The 13,119-nt window shown below is 59.5% G+C and carries 10 protein-coding genes; 9 read left to right on the top strand and 1 reads right to left on the bottom strand.

The features are described 5' to 3' along the window. Positions 1-21: 21 nt before the first annotated feature. Positions 22-3,060 (top strand): parallel beta-helix domain-containing protein, encoded by a 3,039-nt coding sequence (locus A3714_RS08255; RefSeq protein ID WP_082844753.1) that lies wholly within the window; start codon positions 22-24, stop codon positions 3,058-3,060. A gap of 228 nt (positions 3,061-3,288) precedes the next feature. Here the strand turns inward: A3714_RS08255 and A3714_RS08250 are convergent, their stop codons facing one another. Next, a complete protein-coding gene (locus tag A3714_RS08250; protein ID WP_231865994.1) occupies positions 3,289-3,903 on the bottom strand; it encodes a lysophospholipid acyltransferase family protein in 615 nt (204 codons plus the stop codon). 99 nt (positions 3,904-4,002) lie between these two features. On the opposite strand from A3714_RS08250, the gene A3714_RS08245 reads away from it, so the two are divergent. From A3714_RS08245 to A3714_RS08205, 8 genes are all read left to right on the top strand, one after another. Next, positions 4,003-4,500, top strand: coding sequence for a M48 family metallopeptidase (locus tag A3714_RS08245; RefSeq protein WP_063509361.1), 498 nt, complete (start codon positions 4,003-4,005; stop codon positions 4,498-4,500). Between the two features lie 313 nt (positions 4,501-4,813). Continuing rightward, positions 4,814-7,558, top strand: coding sequence for an aconitate hydratase AcnA (gene acnA, locus A3714_RS08240; protein WP_062816819.1), 2,745 nt, complete (start codon positions 4,814-4,816; stop codon positions 7,556-7,558). 463 nt (positions 7,559-8,021) lie between these two features. Beyond that, positions 8,022-8,300 carry a hypothetical protein gene (locus A3714_RS08235; protein ID WP_062816818.1) on the top strand — a complete coding sequence of 93 codons (279 nt, stop codon included), beginning with the start codon at positions 8,022-8,024 and terminating at the stop codon, positions 8,298-8,300. Then, the gene (locus tag A3714_RS08230; protein ID WP_063509360.1) at positions 8,297-8,893 is read left to right on the top strand and encodes a GNAT family N-acetyltransferase; all 597 of its coding nucleotides are present in this window, start codon (positions 8,297-8,299) and stop codon (positions 8,891-8,893) included. The genes A3714_RS08235 and A3714_RS08230 overlap by 4 nt, the downstream gene beginning before the upstream one ends. Before the next feature lie 336 nt (positions 8,894-9,229). Beyond that, positions 9,230-10,225, top strand: a complete 996-nt coding sequence (locus tag A3714_RS08220; protein WP_063509358.1) for an AraC family transcriptional regulator — start codon at positions 9,230-9,232, stop codon at positions 10,223-10,225. Between the two features lie 599 nt (positions 10,226-10,824). Then, positions 10,825-11,706: a fatty acid desaturase gene (locus tag A3714_RS08215; RefSeq protein WP_063509357.1), complete on the top strand. Its 882-nt coding sequence runs from the start codon at positions 10,825-10,827 to the stop codon at positions 11,704-11,706. A gap of 12 nt (positions 11,707-11,718) precedes the next feature. Then, positions 11,719-12,525 (top strand): SDR family oxidoreductase, encoded by an 807-nt coding sequence (locus A3714_RS08210; RefSeq protein WP_063509356.1) that lies wholly within the window; start codon positions 11,719-11,721, stop codon positions 12,523-12,525. An 86-nt stretch (positions 12,526-12,611) separates the two neighbouring features. Further along, positions 12,612-13,119: SDR family NAD(P)-dependent oxidoreductase (locus tag A3714_RS08205; RefSeq protein ID WP_156493847.1), on the top strand; the 508-nt coding region annotated here is incomplete at its 3' end.

Genomic DNA, 13,119 nt, shown 5'->3' with positions numbered 1-13,119 from the left:
AACAAGACTTTGGGGAATACCATGAAAACGCTAACAGCCCGCTCTCTCTTTCTGCTGTTACTGGCCACCACCGTCATCTCTGGCTGCGGTGGTGGCGGCAGCAGCGACCCGGTCAACACCCCCACCGCCAACACCGGTAATGATAACGGTGGCGATGGGGACAGTGACGCCGATGATGGCGATGACAACGACAATGATGACGGGGACACCGGCACGCCGCCCACCGGCGACGGTCGCACCTTCATCATTTCTCCCGGCGACAATGCCACCGAAGACATGGTCAATGCCATGATCCAGTTGCGCCCCGGCGATACCCTGCAGTTCGACTGCGGCTATTTCGATCTGGACCAGGGGCTCCTGATCCAGGCCACCGAAGATGTGCTGATCAAAGGCTGTGGTAAAGACGAGACCGTGTTGTCATTCAAGGACAGCGCCAACGTCACCGGCCTGGAAGCCTTGAACATTCGCGGTATTACCGTGGAAGACCTGACCATCCTGGATTCCCCCGGTGACGCCTTCAAACTCAAGGGCGTGAAATGGGGCACTCTGCGCAATGTGCGCGCCATGTGGTCTGGCGGCGGCGAGCCGGTCACCGCCGACAACTACGAAGACCGTCTGCATGTGGCATGCACCAAGCCGCCCTTCAACGAAGGGGACCCCGCCCCGGATTACGTGCCCAGCGCCGCCAGTGGCCGCTATGGCATCTACCCGGTGGAATCGGAAAACATTCTGGTGGAAGGCAGTGAATCCGTGGGCGCGTCCGATGCCGGCATCTACGTGGGGCAGACCAACACCGCCATCATTCGCGACAGCCGTGCTGTCTATAACGTGATGGGGTTTGAAATCGAGAATGTACAAGGCGGCGAATATGACAACAACGTGGCCGAGTGTAATACCGGCGGTTTCCTGATCTACGATCTGGAAAACATCACCCAGTACGGCGACACCTCGGTGATGCTCAACAATCTGGCCCGCAACAACAATACCTACAACTTCGCCCAGAGCGGGCTGGTGTCTGCAGTGCCGCGGGGCACCGGTTTTATCACGCTCGGCTATGACAATATCGAGGTGTTCAACAACACCTTTGAAGACCACAGCACCGCCGCCATCATTTACACCAGCTATGAACTCATCGATGGCAAGGGCAAGACCGCAGACAAGAAACTGGACCCCTATACCGAAGGCCTCCACATCCACAACAACGTGATGAAAAACTCCGGGTACGATCTGCCACCGCCGGATCTGGAAAAAGTGGCCAACGGGGAAGTGGAAAGCGTGCTGCCCACCCTGATCGGCCTGAAGAACCTGCCCACCATCAATGATCCCACCCAGCTGCTGGGCAGCCTGGAGAATATTCTCAACCTGGGTAAAGGCGCCCACATTGTCTGGGACGGTCTGCGCGACGAGCTGGATGCGGACTGCCCCTATCCGGTGGACAGCAACGGGGATCCGGTGCCCATGGACAGCAACGGCAAGCCCCTGCACACCAATGAGCACCCCAATCCGAGCTGTCATTACAACGCCTACAAGTTCGATGAGAACAACGAACGCATCCAGCCCACCTGGGGATCCTGTATCCGCGATAACGACTTTTCCGAGGACAGCGAACCCTATCTGAACTTCCACGGCACTGACGGCCTGGAACTGGTGCTCGCCCTTGCTGAGCAGGACCTGTCCATTCTCTCACCCGGCGGCCTGCTGGATGCACTGGAAGGGCTGCTCAACATGCCCTCGGACAGAAACTTGTCGGATCATGATTGCCAGGCCCGTTTCGGCAAACTGCTGCCGTCACTCCCACGGGTAGAGATTCCCCCCTTCGAGCCCAGCGGCGATTTTGATCCGGCCCCGCCGCAGGAAGTGGTAGACGAACTCTGTAACGCCGAGGTGGACAGCGGTGAAATCAATCGCGATGCCCTGGCGGTGAACTGCCCGCGACTGGAACAGTACAACCTGTTTGCCGACGCCACCGATCCACGCAGTCTGCCCAACGAAGGTGGTGTGCCCTATGTCCTGAACACCAAACTGTTCTCCGACTACGCCACCAAATACCGGGTCGCCTTCGTACCCCCCGGTACCAAGGCGGTCTACCGGGACGGCCAGGACGGCAGCAACCCCAATGGCGGTATCCACTTCCCCACCGGCACCGTGCTGGCCAAGACCTTCGCATTCACCGATGAGGCCAACGGCGATGAAACCCTGGTGGAAACCCGCCTGTTGATCAAACGGGTCAGTAGCAGCGGCAAACCCTTCTGGGAAGGCCTGCCCTACATCTGGGGCGAAGAGGATGGCCAACCGGTGGCCCGTCTGACCATGGGAGGGGGTAGTACCGCCGCCAGCTGGCATTATCGCGACAGCGACTCCGGTGCCCTGCTCACCGGCAGCACTGACAACTATTCCGTGCCCAACGCCAACCAGTGCATCACCTGTCATGGCAACGACGACCAGGCCGGCGGCAGCGCCCCCATCGGGCCCAAGCCACGCAACCTGAACCGTGCCTACAAGCCGGAATCCGCCTTCATGGGCAACACCGGCCAGGCGGGCTTCCCGCGCATCAACCAGCTTCAGTACTGGACCGACGTGGGCATCCTCAGCGGCACCGCGGAGTTGCAGATCAGCAACGGCGTCGCCACCAACATTGAGCGACTGCCGCACTGGAACGTGCCCGGCGACAGCGGCAACACGGCCAACTCCGATGCGGATATTGAAAGCCGGGTCAAAGCCTATCTGGAAGTGAACTGCCAGCACTGTCACAACGACAAGGGCGCCGCCTCCAACACGGGCTACTACCTGGATCATTTCCGTGAAGTGGACGCCAGCTATGGCATCTGCAAGAAACCCACCGCCACCGGCGGCGGCTCCTGCGGTCGCCAGCATGTGGTGGTACCGGGCAGCGCAAACAGTTCCATCGTTTCCTGCCGCCTGGCCGCGGAAAACGACCCGCAACGGATGATGCCCCCCATCGCCCGCAGCGTGGCCCACGACGAAGCCACTGCCCTGCTGGATCAGTGGATCAATCAGGTAGTGGATAGCAGCTACACCAACGGCAGCGCCTGCAACTAGCGCTGCACCTTTCCCCCTCCCTCCTCCCCTTGTCTCCGGGAGGAGTGTTTGGCCCCTCCCCGCAAGGGGAGGGTTTTTATTTTTTAAACCTGCCAGGGCAGCATCACCACTGCCGCTGGAGCCTTGCTCGCAAGGCGAACAATGTCAGAACTTCCCGGGTATTCGCCTTGCGAGCAAGGCTCCAACGGGAGAGAGTGACAGGGAAACCCGTCACCGGGTGCGCGGCGATTAACGCCGCTCGCGGAGGGCTTTCAGGGGTGCCGACAATTTATCCGGATGACGGGGGTGAATGGACGCATAGCACTCAAAAATTTCCGCCATATCCTTTTCCACATCCCCACAGGGTTCAATCACCCGGGCAAAGGTAATCTCTTTTTTCTGGTAGTCCGCTGTGGCCAACACGATAGGCACACCAGCCTGCTCGGCGATGCGGTAGAAGCCGGTTTTCCATTGTGTGGCCCCACCCCGGGTGCCTTCCGGCGCCACCACCATGACCAGCTTGTCACGACTGTTGAACTGCGCCACGGTCTGCTCCACGACCCCGCCGGCCTTGTGGCGGGCAATGGGCAACGCTCCCATCCAGCGCAGCATTGACCCAAACGGCCCCTTGAAGGCGCTATCCTTGATCATCACGTGAGCATCCAGCCCCAGCTGCATCATCGCCGCCAGGGTATAGATGCCATCCCAGTTTGACGTATGCGGCCCACCGATGACGACTGCCTTGGGCAATGCCGGCATCGGATTGGTCACCTGCCAGCCTGCCAGGCGCAAAAAGCCACCGGCCAGCCACCGGGAGAAGGCATTGCCGCGACGGGGATAATCAGAGTCCTGGGGTGACGACATGGGATTGTCCATTGCAAAGAGAGCGGCGATCATACCCACTCGGCAGAATAAGAGCATTGGCACTAACGCCCAACGTTTCCAGGAAGCGATAACCGGCCCATGAACCCCCTGCAGTACCTGACCGGCTACCCCACCCAGATCCAGCAGCAGGCCCAAACCCTGGTGGAGCGGGGGCAGCTGGGTGATTATCTGCAACAGCGCTACCCGGACAAGCATGATATTCAGGGCGACAAGGCCCTGTTCCAGTATGCCAACAGCCTCAAGCAACAATTCCTGCGCAAGGCGCCGCCGCTGGGCAAGGTCCATTACGACGCCAAGCTGAAAACACTCAGCCAGGCATTGGGTATGCACACCCGGCAAACCCGTATCCACGGCAGCAAACTGCGCAGCCATAACAGCGTGCGCATTGCCAGCCAGTTCAAGGCAGCACCGGAAGCCTTTCTGCGGATGATCGTGGTCCACGAACTGGCCCACTTCAAGGAAACGGAGCATAACAAGTCGTTTTACCAGCTCTGCTCGCACATGGCACCGGACTACCACCAGCTTGAGCTGGACACCCGCCTCTGGCTGCTCTGGCAGGACACCGGCAACGGCTGACATCCCTGCCGGGATCAACGCCGGCAGGGGTTCCTTCCGCCCTCCTTACCCGGGCCCACCCGCTGCTCGCAACGTCAAAACCCCTTTATTCAACAAGCTGTTACATTCCAGACCCCGGATAGCGCCAAAGACTCTGGCCGGCAGTTTCATGTCCCCACCATAAGGGCGTAGTATGAAATGACTTAACGTCATAACGCAGGGTCATCAGTGCCTCGGTTTGTGGCATTGCGATATGGATCCTGCGCCAGTGTTCCCGCTGGTGGCCGTTCTATCCATCAGTGCGGGACTCCAACCAGAGCCCAGGAGGTGTGTAGTGACACGGATTGGCCAGGACACCCTTAACAGCAAGAAAACGCTGGAAGCCAACGGCAAGACCTATCATTACTTCGATATCAATACGGTCGCCGACAAGGGCTGGGGTGATCTCAGCAAGCTCCCTTTCTCCCTCAAAGTCCTTCTCGAAAACCTGCTCCGTTTTGAAGACGGCGACAGCGTCACCAGCGCCGACGTGGAAGCCGTGATGCGCTGGCTGGAGAACAAACGTTCCGACAAGGAAATCAACTACCGTCCGGCCCGGGTGCTGATGCAGGACTTTACCGGGGTCCCCGGCGTGGTCGATCTGGCCGCCATGCGCGACGCCATTCACAAGGCCGGCGGGGATCCTTCCCGCATCAATCCGCTGACACCGGTGGATCTGGTCATCGACCATTCGGTAATGGTGGACAAGTTTGGCAATCCGCAGGCCTTTGAAGACAACGTGGAGATTGAATACCAGCGTAACCGGGAGCGTTATCAGTTCCTGCGCTGGGGCCAGAAAGCCTTCAACAACTTCCGGGTGGTGCCACCGGGCACCGGCATCTGTCACCAGGTGAACCTGGAATACCTGGCCAAGGGGGTATGGTCCTCCGAAAGCGACGACGGCAACACCTACGCCTACCCGGACACGCTGGTGGGCACCGACTCCCACACCACCATGATCAACGGCCTGGGCGTACTGGGCTGGGGTGTGGGCGGTATCGAGGCAGAGGCCGCCATGCTTGGCCAGCCCATTGCCATGCTGATTCCCGAGGTGATCGGCTTCAAGATCAGCGGCAAGCTGCGCGAAGGGATTACGGCCACGGATCTGGTGCTCACCGTCACCGAGATGCTGCGTCGCCGCGGCGTGGTGGGCAAGTTCGTGGAGTTCTTCGGCGACGGTCTGGCCGACCTGACCCTGGCCGACCGGGCCACCATCGCCAACATGGCACCGGAGTATGGTGCTACCTGCGGCTTCTTCCCCATTGATGAGCGCACCACCGAATACATGGAGCTGTCTGGCCGTGATGCGGACACCATTGCCCTGGTGGAAGCCTACTGCAAGGCCCAGGGCCTGTGGCGCTCCAGCGCCGATCCGGACCCGGAGTTCACCGATGTGCTGGAACTGGATCTGGGCGATGTGGTGCCCAGCCTGGCCGGCCCCAAACGGCCCCAGGACCGGGTACCGCTCACTGCGGTGAAACGCACCTTCATTGATGTGGTCACCGAGACCCTCAAGCTCAACGACGACGAAATCAGCACACTGGAAGGAGAAGGCGGCCAGACCGCCGTGGGCAACCATGAACCCAGTGGCGGCCAGGTACCGGTGGTGATCGACGGCCAGAAGCACTTCATGAGCCACGGTGACGTGGTGATTGCGGCCATCACCTCCTGCACCAACACCTCCAACCCCAGCGTCATGCTGGCCGCCGGGCTGGTGGCAAAGAAAGCCGCCGAGAAAGGCATGAACCGCAAGCCCTGGGTGAAAACGTCGCTGGCCCCGGGCTCCAAGGTGGTGACCGATTACCTGGATGTGACCGGCCTGCAGAAACCCCTCAACGATATCGGTTTCGATCTGGTGGGTTACGGCTGCACCACCTGCATCGGCAACTCCGGCCCGTTGCCGGAAGCAATCGACAAGGCGATCAGTGATGGCGATCTGGTGGTGGCCTCGGTGCTCTCCGGCAACAGGAACTTCGAAGGCCGGGTCCACCAGAGCGTTCGCACCAACTGGCTTGCCTCCCCGCCGCTGGTGGTGGCCTACGCCCTGGCCGGCACGGTGAAGATCGATCTGGACAAGGACCCCATCGGCAAGGACAAGGACGGCCAGCCGGTGTACCTGAAAGATATCTGGCCCAGCTCCGAGGAAATCCAGAATGAGCTGGTGAAGATCAACAACAGCATGTTCCGTAGCCAGTACGCCAGCGTCTTTGAAGGCGACGAGGTCTGGCAGAGCCTGCCAATCCCGGACTCCGAAACCTACGACTGGGACAGCAGCTCCACCTACATTCAGAACCCGCCGTTCTTCGACGGGCTGACCAAGCAGGTGGACGATGTGCAGCCGGTGAAGGATGCCCGCATCCTGGCATTGCTGGGCGATTCCATCACCACCGACCACATCTCCCCCGCCGGGGCCATCAAGGCGGACTCCCCCGCCGGGCATTACCTGCAGGGGCATGACGTGGAACCCCTGGACTTCAACTCCTACGGCTCGCGCCGGGGCAACCACGAGGTGATGATGCGTGGCACCTTCGCCAATATCCGCATCCGCAACGAGATGACGCCGGATATCGAAGGCGGCTTTACCAAACACCTGCCCGGTGGCGAGGAGATCTCTATCTACGGCGCCGCCATGCGCTACCAGAAGGAAGGCGTCCCCACCGTCGTGGTGGCCGGCAAGGAATACGGCACCGGCTCCAGCCGCGACTGGGCCGCCAAGGGCACCAACCTGCTGGGCGTAAAAGCGGTGATCGCGGAAAGCTACGAGCGCATTCACCGCTCCAACCTGATCGGCATGGGCGTGTTGCCACTGCAGTTCCCGGAAGGCACCGACCGCAAGACGTTGAACCTGGATGGCACGGAAGAGGTGGATATCCCGGACCTGGGCAATGACCTGAAGCCCAGCGACACCGTCACCGTGGTATTCCGCAAGGATGGCAAGGAACAGAAGGTAGACGCCCTCTCCCGCCTGGATACCGCCGCCGAAGTGGAGTACTACAAGAACGGCGGCATCCTCCACTATGTGCTGCGGCAAATGATGTAGGAGAAACCGCAAGCGACAAGCTGCAACGCAGGCTGAACGCGTTGCTTGCTCTCACCCAGGAGGCCGCGCCCGAACACCGGACGCGGCCTCCTGCATTTGTGGCCCCACCGTAGGGTGCACTGAGCCTCGGGCGAACTGCACCGATCTTCCCCCGCCCCGCAGGAGCACCGCTTGAGGTGCGAACCGAGCGTCGCGAGGCGACAAGGGGAGGAAGTCCGCCCTCCGTTCTTTCCGGAAAGACCTGTCTAGGATTGAAATGCCTGATCGCCCTGCGGGCGATTTCCGCGCAAGCGCGGTTCGCCATGCAAGCATAGCTCCCACAGCGGCTTCGTAGAGAACACGGATTTCGTGGTAACTCCTTGGCCTCTCCCTATCCAGCCAGCGTAGCTCGTAGCTAGCCCTCCCCCTTCCCACCTCCTTTTTGCTATGCTGATTCCCTTCACGGCCGGTTTGGGGGAAGTCCGTGCGTTACCTGTTTGCTGCCATCGCGCTGATCCTGTCCAGCATCTTGTTTGCCGAACAGGACAGCAACGCCCGTCTGCTCACGGAAGAGGAGCGTGACGCTCGCCTGCGTGAACAGCAGGAGCTGTCAGAGCGGGCGGCAGAATTACAGGAGCGGCAGGCCACTGCGCAGCAACTTCTCCGTCAGCAAGACCAATACCTGGATGCCCTACAGCAGGAAATCCAGGCACTGAAAAAACAATCCGAAGAGGCAGATGACACTGCCCGGGCAGAGCAATGATGTTGCAATGGCTACGCCAGCTTTTTCACCGCACCCCCGTTCAACCGGAGGCCCCGGCCTACTCCGCCGCTCAGCCTGCGCCGGAACCCGCTCCCCGCGCGTCGGAGCCGGACCCCATCGCGGCCCTCATGCCCTTCCAGATACGCCCCCTGGACAGCAAGGACATGGCCGAGCTGCTGGGCGTATTCCGTGAGGCCATCCAGGTCAGTGCGGCAGCGGAGTACAACCAGCAACAACGGGATGCCTGGAGCCAGGCCCAGAACTACGACAGCCTGATCTCGGTGCTCAGCGAGGGCGACACCGTGGTGGCGGAATGGGATGACAAGCTGGTGGGGTTTGCCCACCGGATCCGCGATTACATCAACATGGTCTTCGTCCATCCGGAGGCCTCCCGAGTGGGCATCGCCACCCTGCTCTACCAGCACCTGGAAGACGGCGCCCGCATCGAAGGCATCACCGAGCTGACCACCCACGCCAGCCTCACCGCCCATGATTTCTTTGCCTACATGGGCTTTACCAGCGAAGGTCAGGAACAGGCGGAGCGCGCTGGCATCCCTCTGACTCGCCATGCCATGCGAAAGTCGCTGGTCTGAACCCCGCCTCAATTTTTCTTATTGATCGAAAAATCTGATCACACCCCTCAATACAGTCTTCTGTGTTTCATTCTGGCCTGTCGCTAATCTGTGATTGTTGGAAAGCGTCATGCCTTTCCAGACAGACATCCCTGCGTTGATTCTGTGATACCCGAACCCGTGAGGGTTCATGCTTCCCCCCCTTAGGCCGTCACCCCTGACGGCCGTTTTTTTGTCCACTGCGCTCAGCCTTGCCATGGGTCGCGCGGTTGTGTCATTGCCTGCCGGAAATCCAGGTGCGACTATCTGAGTGTTCCCGATTCCCCGTGATCACCGCCGCACAGGATCTGCTCGACCATGACCCCGGACCTGGCATTGACCTACTGCCGCATGATCGCCCAGACCCTGGGCCTGGACGATACTGGCCTGACAGCGCTGGTGCGCGGAACCGGGATTGATGAGGAAACGCTACTACACAGCGACGGGTTTATTGACTGGGATGGAACCCGGCAATTGATTGCCAATGCCCATCAACTCACCGACCAGCCGGATATTGCCCTGCAATCCGGCCTGCGCGCCCTGCCAGCCATGCATGGCCCCATGGGCATGGCTGCCATGGCAAGCCCGACGCTGCGCGACGCCATGCGGCTGTTTGCACGGTTTAATAATACTCGCACCCGCATCTTCAACACGGTGATGGAAGAAACACCGGAACGCATCACTTTACGTTTGGTATTTGCCTATCCACATGACAGCGCCATCCGTTTTCTTACTGAATCAGCGATGGCCTCTTCCTACGCCTGCTATGTGATGTTGCGCGGCCGGCCACTGAATGACGGCTGCGTGTATTTCAACTATCCCGCTCCGCCTTGGGCCGACGCCTATCCGCAGGTTTTTCGTGGAATGGATATTGTCTTCGATGCGCCTGACGCTGCACTCAGCTTGCCCGCCAGTTACGGCGATGAAGCTCTCCACAGTCACGACAGGGATCTGCTTTGGGTCGCCATCCGACAGTGCGAGGTTCGCCAGGAAACCTTGCGCAAACAGGGAACGCTTAGCGACAGAGTGCTATCCCTGCTTCACCAGGAACCCGGCAAGGCGACTCTGGAAAGCATCGCCGATCAGTTACACATGAGCCCACGCACTCTGATCCGCAAACTCAAGCAGGAAAACACCCGCTTCCAGCAATTGCTGGACCAGACCCTCAGTCGCCGCGCCGCTCAGTTACTCAGCCTGCCGCACTATACCGTCGCTGCCGTTGCCGAAGATCTGGGTTACACCGATGTGGCCAGCTTCAGACGCGCTTTTCAACGCTGGTTCGGCACCAGCCCCAGCCGTTTCCGCCAGCAATAACCCCAAACGACAATGAGTCCTGCAAGGCGATATCAAGAGGTCTAGGTCAGTAGCCCCCTGTCATACACCGCTTAGCGAGACACTCTTTTGCCAACACCGCTCACTGTTGCAACGTATGGCCAGAAGCGCTCAGCGTAGATTGTCACTTTCCATCCCCATCTTGTCGGTATCCGCGCTCTCCTAGGCCCAGTATTCCAGTGACACTGGTCACCCAGTAAACGAGGGAACATGGGAAATGTATCGCGGAGAACACCAGGGCTGACTGGCCCCGCGCTCTGAGGCCCTGAAGATCTCGCAACCTCTGGCCGGGTGAACCGTCGCCGGCATTCTGGGTTATCTGGGGTGCATCGCACAGATCCTGGCTCGAAAAGCATGCAAACCCTCTCACCGTGAACATTCAGGCAGCGGTATTAACGGGCTCCCCGTCCTGAGGCCGTAAACCCTTCTCTGTCTGATGTTCCCCTTTCCGGGCGGCAATTGCCGCCCGTTTTTTTATTCCGCGCATTGGCACTTTTTATCCCCCGATTGGCAATTTCCGCGCTTATGTTGCCATGCCGAAAAGTAAACACTCTGTATTGGACCTATTCAGGAGAGCGCCCATGACAAATACAACTGGCACACAACAAGATGACCTCAAGACGCTGGCCCGGCTCAAGCTATCCCCCAGGATTGCCTGGCCCACCGTGGCTATCCTGGTGGCCTCCCATGCCGTCAACATTCTTACCTGGACAATGGTACTTAGTGGCCTGTGGCCGGCCTGGGTCGGGCTGATCATTATCAGCATCACCGGCTATGCATTGTTTACGCCTGCCCATGAGGCCATTCACCGCTGCGCCGCCCAAAAGCCGGAACACAACGATCTGATCCTCTCCATCGCCACGTTTTTAGCGGTGCCGTTCGGCAAGGGCACACTGTTTCGCTTGATGCATATGCGTCACCACCGCTTTACCAATGACCCGGAAAAGGACCCGGATCACTGGATGGCCAGCAGCCTGTGGACCATGCCGCTGTGGGGATTCTGGCCCTTCATCTATCTGATCAACTACCTGCGCAAGCCGGAGGTGTTGCCCAATGTGGAGCCCTCGGAAATCAAGCGCGAGTTGGCGGTGGCCGGTCTGGCGCTGACTGCCCTCATCCTCTGGCGCCCCTATGAAGCGTTAATGTTGTGGCTACTGCCCACCTACTTTGCGTTCTTTCTGATGTGTCTGGTGTTCATGGTACTTCCCCACTATCCGCATACTGCTCGGCAGGACGACGACCCCAACGCCACCGCACTGATGCGCATGGGTAAGGAATGGCTTCTGACCCCGATCTTGATGTATCAGAACTATCACCTGATGCATCACCTTTACCCCACCATTCCCTTCTACCGTTACGGCAAGGCCTGGAAGGCCCGCGAGCAATATCACCGGGAGCATTCCAGCAACATGATCATCCGTCCGTTCCAGCTTGGCCCGGACGACAACACCGGCAACGCCTGACAGGAGAGTCCCATGACAAAAACTGTTCTGATTACCGGCGGCGCCGGCGGCATTGGCCGGGAATTCTGCAAGCTTTTCAACGCGGACGGCTACCGCATCATCGTTTTCAGCCTGCTGCAGGATGAGCTGGATGCATTGGGTCATGACCTGAAAGCACAGCGCAAAGATGTGGACTATCGGGGAGTGCAAATGGACCTGTCCCAGCCCGGCGCCGCCGAAGCCATCATGCAGTGGCTGGACCAGGAAAGGATCGAGCTGGACGTACTGGTCAACAATGTGGGTTTCGGCATGATGGGCGAGCACGTGGAGCAGGACAGCAAGAAGCTGGAGCGTATGCTCACCCTGAACAACATCCTGCTCAGCAAGCTGTGCATGCTGGTGGGCGAGACAATGAAAGCCCGTGGCCGGGGCAAGATCCTGAACATTGGTTCCCTGGCCGGCTTCTGCCCCATGCCCTTCTTCGCTGCCTATAGTGCCACCAAGGCGTTCGTGATCAATTTCAGCGCCTCTCTGCACGAAGAGCTGAAACCCTACGGCGTGCAGGTCACCTGCTTCTGTCCCAGCACCACCAAAACCGCTTTCCTGGACACCGCCCAGAGCAAACACACCTCTTCCAGCGGCATCAGGGAGTTTGTTTCTGCCCAAATCGCGGCCCCGGAAGACGTGGCCAGAGCCGGCTATGCGGCCCTCAAAAGGGGAAAACGCTACGCCCTGCCCGGCCTGTCCGTGACCTTGCAAAGCCTTTTTATCCGCATGATGCCCCTTGGCGCCATGGCCAATCTTGTTCACAAGAAATCGGTGAAGGCCGATGACCGTTAACAGGCATTTTCAGGATCAGCAGGCCCTGTAAACGGGGACGCAAATTTCCTTGCAAAGATGATTAAAAAAATTGTCAGGAGGCTCTTATGAGTCAATGTTTTAGTGAAAATCTCTTGGCCGGCAAAGTGGCATTCGTTGCGGGCGGCACTCGAGGGATTAATTTGGGTATCGCAAAAGCGTTTGCGTGCGCTGGTGCCCGGGTTGCAGTGATTGGTCGAGATGCGGAAAGGGCGGCGGCTGCCCAGGCCGAGATTGAGCAGGCTTCAGGTGGACGTGCGCTGGGTATGCCCTGCGACGTTCGAGATTATGCAGCGGTTGAGACAGCCATAAAAACCACGGCAGAGGCCTTCGGCAAGATTGATATATTGGTATCCGGCGCGGCAGGTAACTTTTTCTCACCCATTGTGGGGTTATCTGCGAATGCGTTTAAAACCGTCGTCGATATCGACCTTATTGGTACATTTAACGTGTTCAGGGCCAGCTTCGACTATCTCACCAAGCCCGGTGCCTCTCTGATAGCCATCACAGCAGGCCAGGCGGAACATGCCGTCCCCTTCCAGGCCCATGCTGCGGCGGCTAAAGCCGGGGTCAACA

The sequence above is a fragment of the Alcanivorax sp. HI0007 genome (assembly GCF_001635525.1).
Taxonomy (GTDB): domain Bacteria; phylum Pseudomonadota; class Gammaproteobacteria; order Pseudomonadales; family Alcanivoracaceae; genus Alcanivorax.
Note: the sequence above shows the minus strand (reverse complement) of the source record. Positions and strands in the feature narration are given on the sequence as shown.

What these genes read in the sequence shown, in the direction of transcription:
- A3714_RS08255 (WP_082844753.1), top strand. Translation starts at nt 22, where the DNA reads ATGAAAACGCTAACAGCCCGCTCTCTCTTTCTGCTGTTACTGGCCACC.
- A3714_RS08250 (WP_231865994.1), bottom strand. Translation starts at nt 3,903, where the DNA reads ATGTCGTCACCCCAGGACTCTGATTATCCCCGTCGCGGCAATGCCTTC.
- A3714_RS08245 (WP_063509361.1), top strand. Translation starts at nt 4,003, where the DNA reads ATGAACCCCCTGCAGTACCTGACCGGCTACCCCACCCAGATCCAGCAG.
- A3714_RS08230 (WP_063509360.1), top strand. Translation starts at nt 8,297, where the DNA reads ATGATGTTGCAATGGCTACGCCAGCTTTTTCACCGCACCCCCGTTCAA.
- A3714_RS08220 (WP_063509358.1), top strand. Translation starts at nt 9,230, where the DNA reads ATGACCCCGGACCTGGCATTGACCTACTGCCGCATGATCGCCCAGACC.
- A3714_RS08215 (WP_063509357.1), top strand. Translation starts at nt 10,825, where the DNA reads ATGACAAATACAACTGGCACACAACAAGATGACCTCAAGACGCTGGCC.
- A3714_RS08210 (WP_063509356.1), top strand. Translation starts at nt 11,719, where the DNA reads ATGACAAAAACTGTTCTGATTACCGGCGGCGCCGGCGGCATTGGCCGG.